The sequence below is a fragment of the Pantoea sp. BJ2 genome (assembly GCF_040255075.1).
Lineage (GTDB): Bacteria > Pseudomonadota > Gammaproteobacteria > Enterobacterales > Enterobacteriaceae > Pantoea > Pantoea leporis.
In genome coordinates this window covers 3,128,921-3,151,232 of sequence record NZ_CP158292.1, presented here as the reverse complement: position 1 = coordinate 3,151,232, position 22,312 = coordinate 3,128,921, and the positions used below count along the sequence as shown (strand labels likewise).

The window sequence follows — 22,312 nt, the reverse complement described above, 5'->3', positions numbered from 1 at the left end:
TGAACCAACTGCGCGGAAAAATTATTCAGCGGGTAGAGATAGTAGCGTGAATTCAGTGAGTTAACTCTGAAATTGAGCACAATGTGTTTTTTATATCAAACACTCTGAAAATTCAGGGAATAAAGGTGAAAATGACGGCGTCATAAGGTACTCTGCCAGCGATTATCGGTGCCGCAAAAGACACCACCAGCGTGGCAAGTCGCTACACTGAAAGACAATCAACAACAATGATGTCGTGGTTCCGATACGGAAAATTCTGGTCGTAGTGAACTTCGGGCCAAAGGGCCACTCTAAGCGCATGCTTGCTCAGAATAATGAGATGTGCTGGCAGTTCACTTACGCATAAAAAAGTTTTGGGGAGATATTACCTCGGATGAGCGAGCAGTTAACGGATCAGGTTCTCGTTGAGCGGGTTCAGAAGGGAGATCAAAAGTCCTTTAATTTACTGGTGATTCGATACCAGCATAAAGTGGCGAGCCTGGTTTCACGCTATGTTCCGTCAGGCGATGTGCCTGATGTGGTTCAGGAATCGTTTATTAAAGCGTATCGCGCACTGGAATCGTTCCGTGGCGACAGCGCCTTTTATACATGGCTGTACCGCATCGCGGTAAACACAGCGAAAAATTATCTGGTTGCTCAGGGGCGACGTCCGCCATCCAGTGATGTGGATGCTATCGATGCGGAAAATTTCGAAAGTGCGGGTGCACTGAAAGAAATTTCGAACCCTGAGAACTTAATGTTGTCTGAAGAACTGAAACAAATCGTCTTTCGTACCATTGAGGCGCTTCCCGAAGATCTTCGTATGGCCATCACCCTCAGGGAATTGGATGGTCTGAGTTACGAAGAGATTGCCGTCATCATGGATTGTCCGGTCGGTACCGTACGTTCGCGTATCTTCCGTGCACGAGAGGCTATTGATAATAAAGTTCAACCGCTTATCCAACGTCAGTGATAACGGCTACTGGAAGGGTACCAAGGCATGCAGAAAGAAAAACTTTCCGCTTTAATGGATGGTGAAACTTTAGATAACGAGCTGTTGGCATCGTTGTCGAAGGATGCGGATCTTCAGCACAGCTGGGAAAGCTACCATCTCATTCGCGACACCTTACGCGGTGATATCGGAGAAGTGCTGCATTTTGATATCTCCGCACGTGTGGCGGCGGCCATCGAAAACGAGCCGGCACGCAAAGTCACTTCGCTGATCCCTGAAGCGCAGCCTGAACCGTCACGCTACGAGAAGATGCCGTTCTGGCGTCGTGGTGGCAGTTGGGCGGCACAGCTGACGCAAATTGGTGTTGCTGCGTGCGTCTCACTGGCGGTGATTGTCGGTGTTCAGCACTACAACAGCTCTCCAACCGGCAGCGCGACTGAAGCGTCTGATTCACCGGCATTCAACACCTTGCCGATGATGGGTAAAGCGTCTCCTGTGAGCTTAGGCGTGCCTTCTGAAGCTTTTGATACCAACAGCTCTAATCAGCAGGTGCAGGAACAGCGTCGCCGCGTGAATGCCATGCTGCAGGATTATGAACTGCAACGTCGTCTGCATGCCGATCAGGTTCAGTTTGAGAAAAACGATCCGCAACAGGCTCAGGCTAATGTTCCCGGAAATCAGTCGTTAGGAACTCAGCAGCAGTAATGAAGCAGCTTTGGTGTGCCGTTAGCCTGCTGGCAGGCAGCCTGTTTTGCTCATCTATCGCCTCGGCGCAGACCTCTGCGTCCGGGGCGTTGTTGCAACAGATGGAGCAGGCAAGCCAGAACCTCAACTACGAATTTGCCTACATCAATGTCTCGCGTCTCGGCATTGAATCTCTGCGTTATCGTCACGCGGTTATCGACAATCGTATCTTCGCCCAACTGTTGCAGATGGACGGGCCGCGCCGTGAAGTGATTCAGCGCGGAAACGACATCAGCTATTTCGAGCCGGGATTAGATCCCTTCTCGCTGCCGGGCAATCACATTATCGATGCTTTACCTGGTTTGATGTTCGCCGACTTCTCCCGTTTGGGTGAGGCCTACGATTTCATTCCGGTGGGCCGTTCGCGCATGGCCGATCAGATGTGCGAAGTGGTGCGCATCGTGTCACGTGATGGCACGCGTTACAGCTATGTTGTGTGGCTGGATGTGGACACTAAATTGCCGCTGCGCATCGATCTGCTTGATCGGGACGGTGAAACGCTGGAACAGTTCCGCGTCATCAGCTTTGCCGTCGATGAAGGCGTACGCAACCTGATGCAAGGGCTGGAGAAGGCCAACTTGCCGCCATCGCTGTCGTTACCGGCCGGTGACAAAGTGGAACTCAGCTGGCAGCCAAACTGGCTTCCGGCGGGCATGAAACTGATCTCACAAAGTCGCCGCGATATTCCGTCGATGAACAAAACTGTCGAATCGCGCCTGTACAGCGATGGCCTGTTTAGCTTTGCCATTAATGTTACGCCAGCAGATAAAAGCAGCAGCGTGCAGGCATTGCGCACTGGACGTCGCACGGTGCAGACAGAAGTGCGCAATAATAACGAAATCACGGTGGTGGGCGAGTTACCGCCAGCCACTGCCAAACGTATTGCGGACAGCATAGATTCGGGTTCACCAAAATGATGAAAGAATGGGCCACCGTGGTGGCGTGGAAAGAAGGCATTGCCACTCTGCACACGGAAGCGAAAACGTCTTGTAACAGCTGCTCGGCGCGTAAAGGCTGCGGCAGCCATGCGCTTAATCAGCTGGGGCCGAAAAATGCCCACGTGATGACTATCGCCAGTGCGGAGCCGTTACAACCCGGCCAGCGCATTGAGTTAGGCATCCGCGAAAGCAGCCTGCTGGGCTCTGCCTTGCTGGTTTACATGACGCCGCTGTTTGGCCTGTTTTTAGTGGCTGGCATCTTCCAGATGCTGTTCGCCAGCGATCTGGCTGCGGCCTGTGGCGCGCTGTTGGGCGGCATTGGCGGCTTTATCGTGGCGAAAGGGGTATCCAAACTCTTCGGCGATCGCCAGGCTTTCCAGCCGGTGATTCTCAGCGTTGCGTTACCGCCTGATGCGTTGCGCGTGGAAAGCGAAGCTTGATCCCCGTCCAGGCCGCGTTTGATGCGGCCTTTCCCAATCAGCTTAACCGCTGAAATCTGTTGCGATTCCCCACAGTTCCATTCTTTAACGCGCGGCGTTAACAGTGTAATATGCGTCGTCATTAATGAGGCCGACAGGGTTCCGGGTTAAGCTCACTTTCCTGAATGTGTTCGTGCTCAAGTTTCCCACTGATTTTCTACGTGAAGATATTCATATAAATGAAGCACATACGAAATTTCTCCATCATCGCTCACATTGACCACGGCAAATCAACGCTCTCTGACCGTTTGATTCAAATTTGTGGTGGCCTGAGCGATCGTGAGATGGCGGCGCAGGTTCTGGATTCCATGGATCTGGAACGCGAGCGCGGCATTACCATTAAAGCGCAGAGCGTGACGCTCGATTACAAAGCGCAGGACGGTGAAACTTACCAGCTCAATTTTATCGATACTCCCGGTCACGTTGACTTCTCCTATGAAGTTTCCCGCTCGCTGGCGGCGTGTGAAGGAGCATTGCTGGTGGTCGATGCAGGGCAGGGCGTTGAAGCTCAGACGCTGGCAAACTGCTACACCGCAATGGAAATGGATCTGGAAGTGGTACCGGTACTGAACAAAATCGACCTGCCTGCCGCCGATCCAGAACGCGTAGCGGAAGAGATTGAAGATATCGTCGGCATTGACGCCACCGATGCGGTGCGTTGCTCGGCGAAAACCGGCGTCGGCGTGCCCGACGTGCTGGAACGTCTGGTGCGTGACATCCCGCCGCCAGAAGGCGATCCGGAAGGCCCGCTGCAGGCGCTGATCATCGATTCCTGGTTCGATAACTACCTTGGCGTAGTATCGCTGATTCGTATTAAGAACGGCACGCTGCGTAAAGGCGACAAAGTTAAAGTCATGAGCTCCGGTCAAAGCTACAACGCTGACCGTCTCGGCATCTTCACGCCGAAGCGTGTTGATCGCAACGAGCTGAACTGCGGTGAAGTAGGCTGGCTGGTGTGTGCGATTAAAGACATCCTCGGCGCACCGGTGGGCGATACGCTAACCTTGCAGCGCAATCCGGCGGAGAAAGTGTTACCTGGCTTCAAGAAAGTGAAGCCACAGGTTTACGCCGGTCTGTTCCCAATCAGTTCTGACGACTATGAAGCGTTCCGTGATGCGCTGGGCAAATTGAGCCTGAACGATGCGTCACTGTTCTACGAGCCAGAGAGCTCAACGGCGCTGGGCTTCGGTTTCCGCATCGGCTTCCTTGGTCTGCTGCACATGGAGATCATTCAGGAACGTCTGGAGCGTGAATACGATCTGGATCTGATCACCACTGCACCAACCGTAGTGTATGAAGTGGAAACCACCGACGGTGAAACTATCTATGTTGATAGCCCGTCGAAGCTGCCACCGCTGAATAATATTGCCGAGCTGCGTGAGCCGATTGCTGAGTGTCACATGCTGCTGCCGCAGGAGTTCCTCGGCAACGTCATTACGCTGTGTATTGAAAAACGTGGCGTGCAAACCAACATGGTTTACCACGGCAAGCAGGTTGCGCTGACGTATGAGATTCCGATGGCGGAAGTGGTTCTTGACTTCTTCGACCGTCTGAAATCAACCTCGCGCGGTTATGCTTCGCTGGATTACAACTTCAAACGTTTCCAGACCTCTGACATGGTGCGTGTCGACGTGATGATTAACTCAGAACGTGTTGATGCGCTGGCGCTGATTACTCACCGTGATAACTCACAATATCGTGGCCGCGACCTGGTGGAGAAGATGAAAGATCTGATCCCACGTCAGCAGTTCGATATTGCGATTCAGGCGGCAATCGGCAACCACATTATCGCTCGCTCAACGGTAAAACAGCTGCGTAAAAACGTCCTGGCGAAATGCTATGGCGGTGACGTGAGCCGTAAGAAGAAACTGTTGCAGAAGCAGAAAGACGGTAAGAAGCGAATGAAGCAGGTCGGCAACGTTGAGCTGCCACAGGAAGCATTCCTTGCCATTCTGCATGTCGGTAAAGACAGCAAATAAGGATTTTTAATGGCTAACATGTTCGCCCTGGTTTTAGTGATCGCAACGCTGATCACTGGCGTTATCTGGTGTATCGATCGCTTTAAATGGGCACCGGCGCGTCGTGCGAAGCAGGCTGCCGCGCAAGCGCAGGCCGGCAACGCACTCGACAGTAAAACGCTGGCGAAAGTAGCCGCGCAGCCGGGTTGGGTTGAAACCACCGCATCGGTGTTCCCGGTGCTGGCGGTGGTGTTGATCGTGCGTTCGTTTATTTTTGAGCCGTTCCAGATTCCATCGGGCTCAATGATGCCAACGCTGCTGATTGGTGACTTCATCCTCGTGGAGAAGTTTGCTTACGGTATTAAAGATCCGATTACCCAAACCACACTGATCCCAACTGGCCATCCGCAGCGCGGTGATGTCGCGGTATTCAAATACCCGAAAGATCCCAGCGTGGACTACATCAAGCGCGTGATTGGCTTGCCGGGCGATAAAGTGGTGTTTGATCCTTACAGCAAAACCCTGACCATCAATCCGGGTTGCAGCAGCGGCAGTTGCGACACGGCGCTGCCAGTGACTTACACTAACGTTGAGCCAAGCAACTTCATTCAAACCTTCAGCGGCTTTGATGGCAATGAAACTGGCAACGGCTTCTTCCAGGCGCCGCAGGGCGAAACCATGAAGGGCGGCCTGCGTCTCGGCACCCGCAAAGAGACATTGGGCAACGTAACGCACGATATCTTGCTGGTAAACGAAGCGCAAAGTCAGGCAAGCATGTATTATCAGCAGCCGGGCCAGCCGCAATCGACCTGGATTGTGCCGCAAGGGCAATATTTCATGATGGGTGATAACCGCGATAACAGCGCTGACAGCCGCTACTGGGGCTTTGTGCCCGAGAAGAATCTGGTCGGCAAAGCGGTAGCCATCTGGATGAGCTTCGAGAAACAAGAAGGACAGTGGCCGACCGGCGTGCGCTTTAGCCGCATTGGTGGGATTCACTAATTAGCTTCAAAAAAGGTTGGCCTCTCTTTCGGGAGGCCAGTGCACACGAAACAGACCAGGTTGGAACCTCAGCCCTGTTTCGTATGCAGTGATAGGCGCACAGAACAACTGGAATAGCATGAACCCCATCGTCATTAACAAGCTGCAGCGCAAACTGGGCTACACTTTTACTCATCCGGATTTATTGCAGCAGGCACTGACGCATCGTAGCGCCAGTAGCAAACACAATGAACGTCTTGAATTTCTTGGCGATTCTATTCTCAGCTACGTGATTGCCAATGCGCTCTATCACCGCTTCCCGCGTGTGGATGAAGGCGACATGAGCCGTATGCGTGCCACGCTGGTGCGCGGCAATACGCTGGCAGAGATGGCGCGAGAGTTCGACCTTGGCGAATGTTTACGCCTCGGCCCGGGCGAGCTGAAAAGCGGCGGTTTCCGTCGTGAATCGATCCTCGCGGATACCGTTGAAGCCTTAATTGGCGGCATCTTCCTCGATAGCAGCATTCAAACCGTCGAAAAGTTAATTCTCGACTGGTATCACTCACGACTGGAACAGATCAGTCCGGGCGATAAGCAAAAAGATCCGAAAACGCGCCTGCAGGAGTATTTGCAGGGACGTCATCTGCCGCTGCCGTCGTATTTGGTGGTGCAGGTGCGTGGCGAAGCCCACGATCAGGAATTCACCATTCACTGTCAGGTGAGTGGCATGGCAGAACCGGTGGTGGGCATTGGCTCCAGCCGCCGTAAAGCCGAGCAAGCAGCCGCCGAACAGGCGTTAATTAAGCTTGGCCTCGAATAAATAGTCACATTGCAGCGTCGAAAGCGGCGCTGCCCAAGTCAGGACTCGAATGAGCGAACTCGAAACATATAGCGGCTTTGTCGCGATTGTAGGCCGACCAAACGTCGGTAAATCCACTTTGCTGAACCAGTTGCTGGGGCAGAAAGTGTCGATCACGTCGCGCAAGCCGCAAACCACGCGTCACCGTATTATGGGCATCCACACCGAAGGCGCTTATCAGGCGATCTACGTGGATACGCCAGGGCTGCACATGGAAGAGAAACGGGCGATCAACCGCCTGATGAACCGTGCCGCCAGCAGCTCCATTGGTGACGTTGAGCTGGTGATCTTTGTGGTTGAAGGCACGCGCTGGACACCAGACGACGAGATGGTGCTCAACAAGCTGCGTGATAACAAAGTTCCGGTGGTATTGGCGATCAATAAAGTCGACAACATCCAGGACAAGAGCATTCTGTTACCGCATCTGCAGTTCCTTAGCCAGCAGATGAACTTCCTTGAAATCGTTCCTATCTCAGCGGAAAGCGGCAAAAATGTCGACGCGATTGCGGCGATTGCGCGCAAATGCCTGCCAAAATCTGAGCATCATTTCCCGGAAGATTATGTCACCGACCGCTCGCAGCGCTTTATGGCGTCTGAGATCATCCGTGAAAAGTTAATGCGCTTCCTGGGTGCAGAACTGCCTTACTCCGTTACCGTCGAAATTGAGCAGTTTGTTTCGAACGATCGCGGCGGCTACGACATCAATGGCCTGATCCTTGTTGAGCGTGAAGGCCAGAAGAAAATGGTCATCGGCAATAAAGGCGCCAAGATCAAAACCATCGGCATTGAATCGCGTAAAGACATGGAAGAGATGTTTGAAGCGAAAGTGCATCTCGAACTGTGGGTTAAAGTGAAATCGGGCTGGGCGGACGATGAACGTGCGCTGCGCAGCTTAGGTTACTCTGACGAAGGTTAAATAATGGAAGGCTGGCAACGCGCCTTTGTGCTGCATAGTCGCCCTTACAGCGAAACCAGCCTACTCCTCGATCTGTTCAGCGAAAGCGAAGGGCGCGTCCGCGTCCTTGCCAAAGGCGCCCGCTCGCGCCGCTCCCAACTAAAAGGTGCACTGCAACCCTTTACGCCACTGCTGGTGCGCTGGGGTGGACGCGGTGATGTCAAAACGCTGCGCAATGCCGAAGCCGTTTCGCTGGCATTGCCGCTCAGCGGCATTACGCTCTATTGCGGGCTCTACGTCAACGAGCTGCTGTCGCGCGTGCTGGAGCAGCAAATTCCCTTCTCTGATATGTTCTTTGATTACCTGAATTGCATCCAAACGCTGGCGGCAGGCAACGGCTCGCCTGAACCGGCGCTGCGCCGTTTTGAGCTGGCGCTGCTCGGGCATCTCGGTTACGGCGTGGATTTTCTGCACTGTGCCGGCAGCGGCGAAGAGGTGGCTGATGGCATGACCTACAGCTACCGGGAAGAGAAGGGTTTTATCGCCAGTTTGGTGGTCAATCAACGCAGCTTTACCGGCCGCCAGCTGCGTGCGTTATGGGAGCGCGAATTCCCCGATGCCGATACCCTGCGCGCCGCCAAACGCTTTACGCGTATGGCGCTCAAACCCTATCTTGGCGGCAAGCCGCTGAAGAGTCAGGAACTGTTTCGCCAGTTTGTGCCAAAAAAGAAACCCGATGTGGCAAACGACTAGCGCTGGTCGTACCGCCTGATATATTCAGCGCGGTACACTGCAAACACACTGAACACATTTAAGGATTGTCATGGCTGAGTTGCTGTTAGGCGTCAACATTGACCACATTGCCACCGTACGTAACGCACGTGGTACAAACTATCCCGATCCGGTGCAGGCCGCGTTTGTTGCTGAGCATGCCGGCGCTGACGGCATTACCGTGCATCTGCGTGAAGATCGCCGTCACATCACCGATCGTGATGTACGCATTTTGCGTGACACCATCCAGACGCGCATGAATCTGGAGATGGCGGTAACGGACGAGATGATCGACATTGCCTGTGAAATCAAGCCGCACTTCGTTTGTCTGGTGCCGGAAAAGCGTCAGGAAGTGACCACCGAAGGCGGGCTGGATGTGGCGGGTCAGCAGGATAAAATCAATGCTGCGGTGCGCCTGTTAAGCGACGCCGGCATTCTGGTGTCACTGTTTATCGATGCCGATCACCGCCAGATTGAAGCGGCGGTTGCCAGCGGCGCGCCTTATATCGAAATTCACACCGGTGCCTATGCCGAAGCGCCCGAAGGTCTCGCGCGCCAGGCTGAGCTGTCGCGCATCCGCAAAGCCGCGACTTTCGCCGCCAGCCTCGGCCTGAAAGTGAATGCCGGCCACGGTTTGACTTACCACAACGTGCAGCCGATTGCTGAATTGCCGGAGATGCATGAGCTGAATATTGGCCATGCGATTATTGGCCGCGCGCTATTCAGCGGTTTGGCCGATGCGGTCAGCGAAATGAAGCTGCTGATGCGGGAAGCGCGTCGCTAATGGCGATTCTCGGGCTCGGCAGCGATATCGTAGAGATCGAGCGCATTGCTGGCGTCATTGAGCGCTCCGGCGACCGTCTGGCGCGTCGCGTATTAAGCGAAGCCGAGTGGCAGCAATATCAGGCGCACCAGCAACCGGTGCGCTTTCTGGCTAAGCGTTTTGCGGTGAAAGAGGCGGCAGCGAAAGCGTTTGGCACCGGCATTCGCGGTGGCCTGGCCTTCAATCAGTTCGAAGTGTACAACGATGCGCTGGGCAAACCGGGATTACGTTTCTTTGAGCAGGCCAGGGTGATCGCCAGCCAGCTCGGCGTGAAGCATGTGCATGTGACGTTAGCGGATGAACGCCATTACGCCTGCGCAACGGTGATTATCGAGAACTAAGGGTGCAACACCACGAACTTCTCCCACAGCGCCTCGCGGCTTTCCGGGTGCTGTGGATCGGTAATGATGGTGTTATCAATCGGACAGACGCTTTGGCAGGTCGGCATATCATAATGGCCCACGCACTCGGTGCAGCGGTCGACATCAATTTCATAGATCGCGTCACCTAAGCTGATTGCCTGGTTTGGGCATTCAGGTTCGCACATATCGCAATTGATGCATTTGGTGGTGATGAGCAAGGCCATAGCAGAAGTCCAATAACAGCAGAAAAGGCGCGGGTATTATACGCGCCTGATCTCATCAGACCAGCTTTTTCACCAACGCTTCGCTGTGGCGAATGTGGCTGGAGGCGCGTTCAGGATCGTTTTGTACCAGCGCCATAAACAGCAGATCGGTCAACGCCAGCTGCGCGCTGGTCGACGAGATCGCCGCACTGCGCGTGCTCTGCTCTTCCGCCACGGTGTAGAGGCAAACCGTGGCGCACTGCTGCAGAGCATTCGGCGTAAAGCCGGTAAAGGCCAGCACATCGGCACCGACCTGCGCCGCTTCCTGCGCCGCCAGATTGATTTCGCGACGTTCGCCAGTATAGGAAATCGCCAGCAGCACATCGCCCGGCGCCATCGCTTGCACGCTGGCGAGCAAAGCGTGCATATCCTGCTCCGCCACCGCATTGATGCCGATCTTCATCAGCTTCCACGAAAAATCTTTCGCCACTAAACCGGACGCGCCGATGCCAACCAGCAAAATCCGATTGGCATTTTTCAGCAGCTGCAAGGTTTGCAGCAGCTTCTCTTCGCTGTTGATGTCCAGCGTGGCGCGGATCGCCGAGATCTTTTCGGTCAGCAGCTTTTCGCCGACCACTTTCAGCGGATCGTCGCTGAGAATATGGTTATGCACGGTAATCGCATCGCGATCGGCCATCGATTCGCTCAGCGCCAGCTTCAGCGCTGGAAATCCTTTGTAGCCCAGCTTCTGGGCAAACTTCACCACGCTGGACTGGCTAACGCCCGATTCCTCAGCGAGTTTTTGTGAACTGAGATGCCGTGCACGATCCGGCTGCGACAGCAAAAAATCCGCCAGCCGGCGCTCATTTAGCGCCAGTCGAGGGTAGAGCTGACGAATGCGCAGCAATGAACTCATGGTTCGATCCTTAATTCCTTTATCCGCAAACAGCGCGTAAACGCGAAGAATAAACTATTCAAATGGCATTGTAGTCACTGGAATTAAAAATAGCAGCTTTCGCCCTGAACGCCGAAGCTGGCTACACTGTAGTGCAGAAACCACGAAGGATAGAGAAGGAGTGCTGTTTGACAAAGGGTACACAACGACGCGTGGTGTTTTTCGATCTCGATGGCACGCTGCATCAGCAAGACATGTTTGGCACCTTTATGCGCTATCTGCTGCGACGTCAGCCGATCAATCTGCTGCTGGTGGTGCCGCTGTTACCGGTGATTGGTCTTGGCATGCTGATCAAAGGGCGCGCCGCACGCTGGCCAATGAGTTTGTTACTGTGGGCGATTACCTTTGGCCACAGCGAAAAACGTCTGCGCCAGCGTGAGGCGGAATTCGCTGAGTGGTTCCGCCAGCGTGTTACTGCGTTTCCGGTGGTGCAGCAGCGACTCACCGACTATCTCAGTAGCAGCGATGCCAATGTCTGGCTGATTACCGGTTCGCCGCAGTCGCTGGTGGAGCAAGTCTATTTCGACTCGGCCTTCCTGCCGCGCGTACAGCTGATTGCCAGCCAGATGAAACCGGGCTGCGGCGGACGTTTGCTGTCGATGCGCTGCCTCGGCCATGAAAAGGTGGCGCAGCTGGAGGAGAAAATCGGCACGCCGCTGCAACTGTATAGCGGCTACAGCGACAGCAAACAGGACAACCCGCTGCTGTTCTTCTGTCAGCACCGCTGGCGCGTCACGCCGCGCGGTGAGCTGCAACAACTGGAATAACGCTTCGATTCCGGCAGCAGCATCGCTATAATGCGCCGCCTTTTACTGCCCGCAGGAGTTGCCCGGTGAACCCACAAACTGATGAATATTGGATGCGTTATGCGCTGGAACTGGCGAAGCGCGCGTGGGAGCAGGGCGAAGTACCGGTTGGTGCGGTGCTGGTGCAGGGCGACAAGGTGATTGGCGAGGGCTGGAACCGGCCGATTGGCCAGCACGATCCTACCGCACATGCCGAGATCATGGCGCTGCGTCAGGGCGGCAAAGTACTGGAAAACTATCGTCTGCTGGATACCACGCTGTATGTCACGCTGGAACCCTGCGTGATGTGCGCCGGTGCGATGGTGCACGGCCGCATCACGCGGCTGGTGTACGGCGCTAAAGATGAGAAAACCGGCGCGGCCGGTTCACTGCTGGATGTGATTGGTCATCCCGGCATGAATCATCAAATTCAGATTGATTGCGGTGTGCTGGCGGAAGAGTGTGCCGGGATGCTGAGTGACTTTTTCCGCATGCGTCGCGAACAGAAGAAGGCGCTGCGTCAGGCGCAGCGCACCGGTTAATTCATGGCAATTTTCGGTTCGACCGCCGGGTAACCGGCGCCTAACTCCGCTTCCAGTGCCGACTGCTGCGCTAAACGCTTCTCCTGTTCCTGCAAATATCCCACCAAACTGATCTGATATTTACGGATATTCTCCACGTAGTTATAAGCTTCGTGGCCGCGCGCGTAGCCGTAGGTGGTTTGCGTGTAATAGCGCTTCTGGCTCAACATCGGCAAACGCAGCTTCACATCGGCCCAGCTGTCGGGATTGCCGCCCTGTTTCGCCGTCAGCTTGCGTACGTCCAGCATGTGCGCGTAACCCATGTTATATGCCGCCAGCGCGAACCAGATACGTTCATCTTCAGGAATCGTTTCAGGTACTTTCTCCATCATGCGCTTGAGATATTCGCTGCCGCCGCGAATGCTCTGTTCGGGATCGAGGCGATCGTTGACGTCAAGGCTGTCGGCGGTATTACGCGTCAACATCATCATGCCGCGCACGCCGGTTGGCGATGTGGCCTGCGGATTCCAGTGCGACTCCTGATAAGAGATCGCCGCCAGTAAACGCCAATCCATGCTGGCGGAATATTTCTCAAACAGCGGTTTGATATCCGGCAAAGTGTTATCAATGGCGCGCAGGAAGGTGCGGGTATCAACGTAATCGAAGGTGCCAACGTGGCCGAGATACTTCTCTTCCAGCCGCGCCATCGTGCCTTCCTCGCCCATCTGGCTGTAGAAGTCGAGCATCGCCGCACTCAGGCTGTCGTCTTCATTGCGCGGTAAATACCAGGTGACCGGCTCTTCGTCAGTCACATCAAACGCCACCGCCAGCTGCGGATGAATGCGCTGCAGCAGGCCGATGGTAACCGAATCGCCCACCGTGTAATCGAGTTTGCCGTCAGCAACCGCTTCAAGCAGCGCTTTCTGGCCCTGATCGGTGGAGATCGCCCAGTCGAGATCGGGATAGCTGTCAGCTTTGGCGGAACGTAAAGTTGACAGGTATGCCGAACCGGACTGCACAATCAGGCGGCCTTTGAGATCGCCGAGATTCTTAGGGCGAGGCTTATCAATGCGGTACACCAGCTGCTGCGACACCGAATAGTAGCTCGGGCCACTTTGGTAGTGCGCGAGGCGCTCGCTGTTGTAGATCAAGCCGGCCGCCAGCAAATCCGCTTTACCGTCATCAAGGTCGTCAAACAGATCGCCGAGATTAGGACGCACCTCAACTTCCAGTTTCACGCCAAGGTAATCGGCGAAGCGCTTCGCCAGCTCGTAATCCATACCGGCTGGTGCATTGTTAATGGTGTAGTAAGTCAGCGGAGAGTTAACGGTACTGATGCGCAGCACTCCGCGTGATTTGATCTGTGATAGCGCGTCTGTTCCGCCCCCGTACCACGGGATTGAAGGCCACAATGCTAGCGCAAGTAGCACGGTGATCAGACCGATAAACAGATAGTTTATTTTTAGGCGTTTCAAATAGTTGTCTCGTAATGGCTCACAGGCCTCTGTCTTTTAAAGGCAGTATTTATGTTGTTTTAACTCCCAGAGCGAGGGGCATTTTGCGCAACAAAAAGGGGCAGGGCAACTTTTATAGCAAGAATTGTGCAAAATTCAGCCAAACGCCAGGTGCCAGAATTTATGCGCAAACGGTTTCGTAACCCGAGCTGTTTCTCTATAATACCGCCCGTTTTCCCCTGTTGCGCCCAATGAAGCGTCGCCCGGCACTTCAAAGACGAGAGATCTTTAATGATGGAAATTCTGCGTGGTTCGCCCGCTCTGTCGGCATTTCGTGTAAACAAACTGCTGACCCGCTTTCAGGACGCTCACCTTCCGGTGAGTGATATTTACGCCGAGTACGTCCATTTTGCCGATGTTAGTGCACCGCTCAGCGCGGATGAGCAAGCCCGCCTGCAACGCCTGCTGAAATACGGTCCTTCTCTCGCCGAACACGCGCCACAAGGGCGTCTGTTGCTGGTAACGCCGCGTCCCGGCACCATTTCACCGTGGTCATCGAAAGCCACCGACATCGCCCATAACTGCGATCTGCCACAGGTCTTGCGTCTTGAGCGCGGTATGGCCTTCTATGTGCAGGCACCTGAGCTGACGGAAGCACAGTGGCAGCAGCTGGCGAGCCTGCTGCATGACCGCATGATGGAAACGGTGTTCGCTGATCTCAACGATGCGCAGCAGCTGTTTGCTCACCATCAGCCGCAGCCGCTGAAAAGCGTTGACGTGCTGGGCGCAGGCCGCAGCGCGCTGGAGCAGGCCAACACCACGCTGGGTCTGGCGCTGGCCGATGATGAGATCGACTACCTGCTTGATGCCTTTACTAAGCTGGGCCGCAATCCAAACGACATCGAGCTCTACATGTTTGCGCAGGCAAACTCCGAGCACTGTCGTCACAAGATCTTCAATGCCGACTGGATTATCGACGGCGAAAAGCAGCCGAAGTCGCTGTTTAAAATGATCAAGAACACCTTTGAACACAATCCTGAGCACGTGCTGTCTGCCTATAAAGACAACGCTGCGGTAATGGAAGGTTCTGAGGTTGGCCGCTTCTACGCCGATGCGCAGAAGGGCGAATATGAGTTCCATCAGGAAGCCGCACATATCCTGATGAAGGTCGAAACCCATAACCACCCAACCGCCATTTCACCGTGGCCGGGTGCCGCGACCGGTTCTGGTGGCGAAATCCGTGATGAAGGCGCAACCGGACGTGGCGCGAAGCCAAAAGCCGGTCTGGTCGGTTTTTCGGTATCGAACCTGCGTATTCCAGGCTTTGAACAGCCGTGGGAAGAGGATTTCGGTAAGCCGGATCGCATCGTCACCGCGCTGGATATCATGACCGAAGGTCCACTGGGCGGCGCGGCGTTCAACAACGAATTTGGTCGTCCAGCCCTCAACGGCTACTTCCGTACCTACGAAGAGCGCGTTAACAGCCACAATGGCGTGGAGCTGCGCGGCTATCACAAGCCCATCATGCTGGCGGGCGGCATCGGTAACATCCGTGCCGATCACGTGCAGAAAGGCGAGATCGTGGTCGGCGCCAAGCTGATCGTGCTGGGGGGCCCGGCTATGAACATCGGTCTGGGCGGCGGCGCGGCATCGTCAATGGCATCAGGCCAATCGGATGCCGATCTCGACTTTGCGTCAGTACAGCGCGACAACCCAGAGATGGAACGTCGTTGCCAGGAAGTGATTGACCGCTGCTGGCAGCTGGGCGAAGCCAACCCGATTCTGTTCATCCACGACGTCGGCGCGGGCGGCCTTTCGAACGCCATGCCAGAGCTGGTGAGCGACGGTAATCGTGGCGGTAACTTCAACCTGCGCGACATCCTCAGCGATGAGCCAGGCATGAGTCCGCTGGAAGTATGGTGTAACGAGTCGCAGGAACGTTATGTGCTGGCGGTCGCGCCGGAGAAACTGGCGCTGTTCGACGAGCTGTGCCAGCGTGAACGCGCGCCATATGCGGTCATCGGTGAAGCCACCGAAGAGCTGCATCTGAACCTCGCCGACAGCCATTTCGACAATAAGCCAATCGACATGCCGCTCGACGTGCTGCTGGGCAAAACACCGAAGATGACGCGTGATGTTGCCAGCCAGCAGGCCAACGGCGAAGCGCTGCAGCGTGACGGGATTAGCGTAGCGGATGCGGTGAATCGCGTGCTGCACCTGCCGACCGTGGCGGAAAAAACCTTCCTGATCACCATCGGTGACCGCAGCGTAACCGGCATGGTGGCGCGCGATCAGATGGTAGGACCGTGGCAGATTCCGGTCGCGAACTGCGCCGTCACCACCGCCAGCCTCGATAGCTATCACGGTGAAGCATTCTCGCTTGGTGAACGTGCACCCGTCGCATTGCTCGACTTCGCGGCTTCAGGTCGCCTCGCCGTCGGTGAAGCGCTGACCAACATCGCCGCAACCTCCATTGGTTCGCTGCAACGCGTTAAGCTCTCTGCGAACTGGATGGCCGCCGCCGGTCATCCAGGCGAAGACGCGGGCTTGTACGCGGCGGTTAAAGCGGTCGGCGAAGAGTTGTGTCCCGCGCTGGGTATCACCATTCCGGTGGGCAAAGACTCGATGTCGATGAAAACCCGCTGGCAGCAAGGTACTGAGCAGCGCGAAATGACCTCGCCGCTGTCGCTGGTGATCACCGCCTTTGCGCGCGTGGAAGATGTGCGTCGCACCGTGACGCCGCAGCTGCAGGCGGATCAAGACAACCTGCTGCTGCTGGTGGATCTCGGCAACGGCGCGAACACCCTTGGCGCGACTGCGCTTTCACAGGTTTATCGTCAGCTGGGCGACAAGCCTGCCGACGTGCGTGATGCTACGCAGCTGGCGGGCTTCTTCAACGCCATTCAGGCGCTGGTGGCTGAGCAGAAACTGCTGGCTTACCACGACCGTTCCGACGGCGGCCTGCTGGTCACGCTGGCGGAGATGGCCTTCACTGGTCATTGCGGTATCGAAGCCGATATCGCCGCGCTAGGCAGCGATGCGTTAGCCGCATTGTTCACCGAAGAGCTGGGCGCGGTGCTGCAGATCAACGCAGCGGATCGTGCAGCCGTCGAGAAGGTGTTCGCTGACCACGGTCTGAGCGCTAACCTGCACGTGATTGGTAAAGCCCTGCCAGGCGATCGCTTCGTGATCCGCTCTGGCGACAGCGCGGTGTACAGCGAAAGCCGTAGCACGCTGCGCACCTGGTGGGCAGAAACCACCTGGCAGATGCAGCGTCTGCGTGATAACCCAGCCTGTGCCGATCAGGAGCATGAAGCGAAGAAAGACGATAACGACCCAGGTCTGAACGTCCATCTGACCTTCAAACCAGAAGAAGATGTTGCGGCACCGATGATTGCGACGGGCGCACGTCCGCGTGTGGCAGTGCTGCGTGAGCAGGGCGTTAACTCACACGTAGAGATGGCCGCCGCCTTCCATCGTGCGGGCTTTACTGCAGTTGACGTACATATGAGCGATCTGCTGGCGGGCCGTCGCGGTCTGGAAGAGTTCCAGGCGCTGGTCGCCTGCGGTGGCTTCTCGTACGGTGACGTGCTGGGCGCGGGTGAAGGCTGGGCGAAATCCATCCTGTTCAACGGTCGCGTGCGTGATGAGTTCGAAAACTTCTTCCATCGTCCACAAACGCTGGCACTTGGCGTGTGTAACGGTTGTCAGATGATGTCGAACCTGCGCGAGCTGATTCCGGGAAGCGAGCTGTGGCCACGCTTTGTGCGCAACCAGTCCGAGCGTTTCGAAGCGCGTTTCAGCCTGGTTGAAGTAGCGGCGAGCCCATCGCTGCTGCTGGATGGCATGGTCGGATCGCATATGCCAATCGCGGTATCGCACGGTGAAGGTTTTGTCGAAGTGCGTGACGGCGCGCATCTGGCACAGCTGGAGAGCAAAGGTTTGGTGGCGCTGCGCTTCGTCGATAACTTCGGCAAAGTGACAGAAAGCTATCCGGCTAACCCGAACGGATCGCCTAACGGCATCACTGCGGTAACCAACGAGAGCGGACGCGTCACCATTATGATGCCGCACCCAGAGCGTGTGTTCCGTACCGTGAGCAACTCCTGGCATCCGGCAGAGTGGGGCGAAGACAGCCCGTGGATGCGTATCTTCCGCAACGCGCGTAAGCAGTTGGGATAACAAAACAAAGGCCGCTAAACAGCGGCCTTTTTTATTCTGCGCGTTTTGCAGGTCCGCCATTCATGGCGACCTTACTAAAATCCGCATAATCTCTAAACTGTCGGAAAATAACGACAATCCCGCCAATACGTTGTCGTCAAAAGGTGACATTTAACTGATTGATTTATATAGCAAGTAAATTACCACGACAAACACGTTGCTAATCAGCGACACTTTTCACAGACCGTCCGGTCCGCTTTTCTCTGGGAGAGTGCTTCGTCTCTGGCATTCCTCTGATAATAAACGCTATTTATTTATTGGCACGATACTTGCTATACTCCCTACGTGGCTCATTCACCTGTTTATGATTGCCCCGCTTCAGCGGCTGAGCTCATAAAAACCGAATGACGCACCAAACGGAGCCTGTCGTCCACCTCACCGATAATCGTTTGCTTTGCAACGTTATCAAACATCGGGCGCAACGTTGAGTTAGGCTCCACCTATTTTGCAAGCGATGCTGCGGCGTCGCTCTCACGGCAGGCCAAAAGGCCTGCCGTTTTCATATCTGGCCTTTCTTCCGTTTTGATACTTCGCTAGCATGCCTGCAGCTCACATTTAAGGAAGCGCGGTTGTGATGAAATGGCGTCTGTTTCCCCGATCCCTGCGGCAGTTAGTGTTAATGGCTTTCCTGCTGGTACTGCTACCGTTACTGGTGCTGGCGTGGCAAGCGTGGGAAAGTCTTTCGGCGTTAAGCAACCAGGCGGCGGATACCAACCGCAATACCTTTACCGATGTGCGTCGCAGCGAAGCGATGGCGCGTACCGCGCTGGAGCTGGAGCGCAGCTACCGCCAATATTGCGTGCTCGGCGATGCGTCGCTGGCGAAGCTGTATCAAACGCAGTGGACGCGCTACGGCCAAATGCTCAGCAGTCACGCTGCCAGTTTGCCCGATCTGCCTTCCTTCAAAGTGCTGCAAACCACCTTGCCTTCGCTGCAGCAACTGCAGTGCGATAACGGCAATCCTGAGGCGCAAGCCGCCAGCGCGCTGGAGCGTTTTTCCGATACCAACACGCAAATGGTGCAGGCAACGCGTGAAGTGGTATTTTCGCGCGGCTTACAGCTGCAGCGTGAAATCGCCGATCGCGGTCAGTTTTTTGGCTGGCAGGCGCTGATTCTGTTCCTGATTAGCCTGGTGCTGGTTTTGCTGTTCACGGGGATGATCATCGGTCCGGTGAAGCGGGTTGAACGCATGATCAATCGATTGGGCGAAGGTAAGGCGCTCGGCGATAGCGGCAGTTTCCGTGGTCCGCGTGAGATCCGTTCGTTGGGGCAGCGCATCGTCTGGCTGAGCGAGCGGTTAAGCTGGCTGGAAGAGCAGCGCCACGAATTTTTGCGCCACCTGTCGCATGAGCTGAAAACGCCGCTTGCCAGTCTGCGTGAAGGCACAGAATTGCTGGCCGATCAGGTTGCCGGGCCACTCAATGCCGAGCAGCAGGAAGTGGTGGCGATTCTCGATACCAGCAGCCGTCATTTACAGCGGCTAATTGAGCAGTTGCTCGATTACAACCGCAAGCTGGCCGATGGACCGATGGCGCTGAAGCCCGTGGCGCTAAATGAGATCATTGATTCGGTGGTAAAAGTGCACTCGTTGCCAGCCAATGCGCGTGAAATGACCACCCACGTTGATCTGCAAGTGCATCACTGTCTGGCGGAAGCGACGCTGCTGCAGCGGGTGATCGATAACCTCTATTCGAACGCCGTGAACTACGGCAGCGAATCCGGTAACATCTGGCTGCAGAGCCAGCAGAAGGGCAACCAGGTATGGATTGAGGTGGCAAACACCGGCACACCGATTCCGGCTGAAGAGCAGGCGATGATTTTTGAGCCCTTTTATCAGGGCAGCCAACAGCGCAAAGGGCCGGTTAAAGGCAGCGGGCTGGGCTTAAGCATCGCCAAAGATTGTCTGCGCAGGATGCACGGCGATCTGCAGTTGGTAACGCGCAAGGATGCGGATGTCTGTTTTCGTATCATTCTGACGACCAGCGCCGGGAATGCCTGATTAATGAAACTAACCCTATTCAAACTTGTGGCCAGTGCAGTGCTGGTTTTCGGCCTCAGCGCCTGCCAGGCACCGTCACAAGATCGTACGCAGCATAATGGCGTTAGCGTGCCTGAACCGGAGGTACGCCTGCCGGATTATCTGGCGACCGATTGCCAAAACGTGTGGCAAATCGAAACGCCAGCCGCCGCAGGCAATCCGCTCTATTGGCAGCGCGCCATGGATTGCGCCGAGCGCTTATCGCCGGCCGAAGCGCGTGCAGAAGCGCGTCGTTGGCCGGTACAAGGCTGGGCGCGCGCCTTCAAGCAGGGCATTTTGCTCGCGAACGGTAACGTCACGCCAGTTGAGCGGCGTGATTTCGTCACTACCTTAGATGGTTACAGCGCGGCTTATCCGGCGTCGGTGCGTCCGCTGCTCCAGCTGTGGCGCAGCAATCAGGCGGCCCAACTGGAGCTGAGCGAAGCGCGTGGACGCTACGCCGCTTTGCAGCAGAGTAATGACGCGGAGATGGATAACCTGCGCCAGCAGCAAACCAAAATGCGTCAGTCGCTGGCCGATACCCAACGCAAGTTAGAGCGTTTAACCGACATTGAACGCCAGCTGTCGTCGCGTAAAGCGCCTGATAGCAGCGACACATCGCACGGCGGCAGCGATGTGCAAAGTGAGGATCAGTAACCATGAAACAAGCCGCACGTTTATTGCTGGTGGATGATGATCCGGGCTTATTGAAACTGCTCGGCATGCGTCTGAGCAGCGAAGGCTATCAGGTGGCGACGGCCGCCAGCGGGCCGGAAGCGCTGCGCCATCTGCAGAAAGAGAAGGTCGACTTGGTGATCAGCGACCTGCGCATGGACGAAATGGATGGTCTGGCGCTGTTCGGCGAAGTGCAGAAACGTCATGCGGGCTTGCCAGTGATCATTCTCACCGCGCACGGTTCGATCCCTGAAGCAGTATCCGCCACGCAACAAGGCGTGTTCAGCTTTCTGACCAAACCGGTCGATCGTGATGCCTTATATAAAGCGATAGATGAAGCGCTGGCTCAACGCGCGCCGATCAGCGATGACGGCTGGCGCGAAGCGATTGTGACGCGCAATCCGCAGATGCTGCGCTTGCTGGAGCAGTCGCACATGGTGGCGCAATCTGACGTCAGCGTGCTGATCAATGGGCAAAGCGGCACCGGTAAAGAAGTGCTGGCGCAGGCGATTCACGCCGCCAGCCCGCGCGCCACCAAGCCGTTCATCGCCATCAATTGCGGTGCGCTGCCGGAACAACTTTTAGAGTCCGAACTGTTTGGCCACGCTAAAGGGGCCTTTACCGGCGCGGTCAGCGCACGTGAAGGTCTGTTCCAGGCGGCGGAAGGCGGCACGCTGTTTCTTGATGAGATTGGCGACATGCCTCAGGCGCTGCAGGTGAAACTGCTGCGTGTGCTGCAGGAGCGCAAAGTGCGGCCGTTAGGCAGCAACCGCGATCTGGATATCAACGTGCGGATTATTTCCGCGACGCACCGCGATTTGCCCAAAGCGATGGAGAAGAAGAGTTTCCGCGAAGATCTCTACTATCGTCTTAACGTGGTGAATCTGAAAATTCCCGCGCTGCACGAGCGCGCTGAAGATATCCCGCTGCTGGCGAATCATCTGCTGCGCCAATCCGCCGATCGCCATAAACCTTTCGTGCGTAGCTTTTCGGTGGATGCGATGAAGCGGCTGGTCAGCGCCGCCTGGCCGGGCAATGTACGTCAGCTGGTCAACGTGATTGAACAGTGCGTCGCCTTGAGTACCGCGCCGGTCATCGGTGATGCCCTGGTTGAACAGGCGCTGGCGGGGGAAAATACCGCGCTGCCGACTTTCGTCGAAGCACGTAATCAATTTGAGCTGAACTATCTGCGTAAACTGCTGCAGATGACCAAAGGAAATGTCACCAACGCTGCGCGTCTGGCTGGACGTAACCGCACTGAATTCTATAAGCTGCTGTCGCGCCATGAATTGGACGCCAGCGAATTTAAAGAGTAGCTTGCTGCGGCAGCGTCAGGAACAATTATACTAACGGTATCCGTCCATCATGGAGGGAGTAAAAAAGGATCTGTCATGAAAAAGATCGATGCAATTATCAAACCATTCAAACTCGATGATGTACGTGAAGCCTTAGCTGAAGTAGGCATCACCGGGATGACCGTCAGTGAAGTGAAAGGCTTTGGTCGTCAGAAAGGTCACACTGAGCTGTATCGCGGCGCTGAGTACATGGTCGATTTTCTGCCAAAAGTGAAAATCGAAATGGTGGTAGGTGACGATATCGTCGATACCTGCGTAGAAACCATTATGAAAACCGCGCAGACCGGCAAAATCGGCGACGGCAAAATCTTTGTCTTTGACGTGGCGCGCGTAGTGCGTATCCGTACCGGTGAAGAGGACGAAGAGGCGATTTAAGCCCCTTCGC

Annotated in this window: 21 protein-coding genes; 18 read left to right on the top strand and 3 right to left on the bottom strand. The window is 55.7% G+C overall.

What is annotated here, in order from left to right; all coding sequences use genetic code 11:
• The first annotated feature begins 373 nt into the window (after positions 1–373).
• The 11 genes from rpoE (at position 374) to acpS (ending at position 9,720) form a co-directional block, all read left to right on the top strand.
• Complete coding sequence (gene rpoE / locus AAF463_RS14575; protein ID WP_007886161.1) at positions 374–952, top strand: RNA polymerase sigma factor RpoE; 579 nt, start codon at positions 374–376, stop codon at positions 950–952.
• 27 nt (positions 953–979) lie between these two features.
• Entirely contained in the window at positions 980–1,636 is a 657-nt protein-coding gene (gene rseA / locus AAF463_RS14570) for an anti-sigma-E factor RseA (RefSeq protein ID WP_350260997.1), read from the top strand.
• Positions 1,636–2,592 (top strand): sigma-E factor regulatory protein RseB, encoded by a 957-nt coding sequence (rseB, locus tag AAF463_RS14565; RefSeq protein WP_110868278.1) that lies wholly within the window; start codon positions 1,636–1,638, stop codon positions 2,590–2,592. Before rseA ends, rseB begins: the two co-directional genes overlap by 1 nt.
• Complete coding sequence (gene rseC, locus AAF463_RS14560) at positions 2,589–3,053, top strand: SoxR-reducing system protein RseC (protein ID WP_217548987.1); 465 nt, start codon at positions 2,589–2,591, stop codon at positions 3,051–3,053. Before rseB ends, rseC begins: the two co-directional genes overlap by 4 nt.
• A 218-nt stretch (positions 3,054–3,271) precedes the next feature.
• Positions 3,272–5,071 (top strand): translation elongation factor 4, encoded by a 1,800-nt coding sequence (lepA, locus tag AAF463_RS14555; protein ID WP_101763458.1) that lies wholly within the window; start codon positions 3,272–3,274, stop codon positions 5,069–5,071.
• 9 nt (positions 5,072–5,080) lie between these two features.
• Complete coding sequence (lepB, locus tag AAF463_RS14550; RefSeq protein WP_101763459.1) at positions 5,081–6,052, top strand: signal peptidase I; 972 nt, start codon at positions 5,081–5,083, stop codon at positions 6,050–6,052.
• Between the two features lie 118 nt (positions 6,053–6,170).
• Complete coding sequence (gene rnc / locus AAF463_RS14545; RefSeq protein ID WP_036620136.1) at positions 6,171–6,851, top strand: ribonuclease III; 681 nt, start codon at positions 6,171–6,173, stop codon at positions 6,849–6,851.
• 49 nt (positions 6,852–6,900) lie between these two features.
• Positions 6,901–7,806, top strand: a complete 906-nt coding sequence (gene era / locus AAF463_RS14540; protein WP_008101512.1) for a GTPase Era — start codon at positions 6,901–6,903, stop codon at positions 7,804–7,806.
• Positions 7,807–7,809: 3 nt separating this feature from the next.
• Positions 7,810–8,538 (top strand): DNA repair protein RecO, encoded by a 729-nt coding sequence (gene recO / locus AAF463_RS14535; RefSeq protein ID WP_008101510.1) that lies wholly within the window; start codon positions 7,810–7,812, stop codon positions 8,536–8,538.
• A 70-nt stretch (positions 8,539–8,608) separates the two neighbouring features.
• Positions 8,609–9,340 (top strand): pyridoxine 5'-phosphate synthase, encoded by a 732-nt coding sequence (gene pdxJ, locus AAF463_RS14530; RefSeq protein ID WP_350260996.1) that lies wholly within the window; start codon positions 8,609–8,611, stop codon positions 9,338–9,340.
• Positions 9,340–9,720, top strand: coding sequence for a holo-ACP synthase (acpS, locus tag AAF463_RS14525; protein ID WP_101763460.1), 381 nt, complete (start codon positions 9,340–9,342; stop codon positions 9,718–9,720). Before pdxJ ends, acpS begins: the two co-directional genes overlap by 1 nt.
• Here the strand turns inward: acpS and AAF463_RS14520 are convergent.
• On the bottom strand, positions 9,717–9,965 hold the full coding sequence (locus AAF463_RS14520) for a YfhL family 4Fe-4S dicluster ferredoxin (protein ID WP_192232982.1): 249 nt from the start codon (positions 9,963–9,965) through the stop codon (positions 9,717–9,719). The two genes, acpS and AAF463_RS14520, sit on opposite strands and share 4 nt — an antisense overlap.
• A gap of 55 nt (positions 9,966–10,020) precedes the next feature.
• The gene (locus AAF463_RS14515) at positions 10,021–10,860 is read right to left on the bottom strand and encodes a MurR/RpiR family transcriptional regulator (RefSeq protein WP_101763462.1); all 840 of its coding nucleotides are present in this window, start codon (positions 10,858–10,860) and stop codon (positions 10,021–10,023) included.
• A gap of 167 nt (positions 10,861–11,027) precedes the next feature.
• Between AAF463_RS14515 and yfhb the strand changes: the two genes are divergently transcribed.
• Complete coding sequence (gene yfhb, locus AAF463_RS14510) at positions 11,028–11,666, top strand: phosphatidylglycerophosphatase C (RefSeq protein WP_350260995.1); 639 nt, start codon at positions 11,028–11,030, stop codon at positions 11,664–11,666.
• A 65-nt stretch (positions 11,667–11,731) separates the two neighbouring features.
• Positions 11,732–12,226, top strand: coding sequence for a tRNA adenosine(34) deaminase TadA (gene tadA / locus AAF463_RS14505; RefSeq protein WP_192411380.1), 495 nt, complete (start codon positions 11,732–11,734; stop codon positions 12,224–12,226).
• Here tadA and mltF read toward each other — a convergent pair.
• Positions 12,223–13,680: a membrane-bound lytic murein transglycosylase MltF gene (gene mltF, locus AAF463_RS14500; RefSeq protein WP_110868275.1), complete on the bottom strand. Its 1,458-nt coding sequence runs from the start codon at positions 13,678–13,680 to the stop codon at positions 12,223–12,225. The two genes, tadA and mltF, sit on opposite strands and share 4 nt — an antisense overlap.
• 270 nt (positions 13,681–13,950) lie before the next feature.
• On the opposite strand from mltF, the gene purL reads away from it, so the two are divergent.
• From purL to glnB, 5 genes are all read left to right on the top strand, one after another.
• Positions 13,951–17,841 carry a phosphoribosylformylglycinamidine synthase gene (gene purL, locus AAF463_RS14495; RefSeq protein WP_192232987.1) on the top strand — a complete coding sequence of 1,297 codons (3,891 nt, stop codon included), beginning with the start codon at positions 13,951–13,953 and terminating at the stop codon, positions 17,839–17,841.
• Between the two features lie 610 nt (positions 17,842–18,451).
• Complete coding sequence (locus AAF463_RS14490; protein WP_101763467.1) at positions 18,452–19,879, top strand: HAMP domain-containing sensor histidine kinase; 1,428 nt, start codon at positions 18,452–18,454, stop codon at positions 19,877–19,879.
• 3 nt (positions 19,880–19,882) lie between these two features.
• Positions 19,883–20,554, top strand: coding sequence for a two-component system QseEF-associated lipoprotein QseG (gene qseG, locus AAF463_RS14485; protein WP_101763468.1), 672 nt, complete (start codon positions 19,883–19,885; stop codon positions 20,552–20,554).
• Between the two features lie 2 nt (positions 20,555–20,556).
• On the top strand, positions 20,557–21,888 hold the full coding sequence (glrR, locus tag AAF463_RS14480; protein ID WP_101763469.1) for a two-component system response regulator GlrR: 1,332 nt from the start codon (positions 20,557–20,559) through the stop codon (positions 21,886–21,888).
• A gap of 75 nt (positions 21,889–21,963) precedes the next feature.
• The gene (gene glnB / locus AAF463_RS14475) at positions 21,964–22,302 is read left to right on the top strand and encodes a nitrogen regulatory protein P-II (RefSeq protein WP_007886217.1); all 339 of its coding nucleotides are present in this window, start codon (positions 21,964–21,966) and stop codon (positions 22,300–22,302) included.
• Positions 22,303–22,312 lie beyond the last annotated feature (10 nt).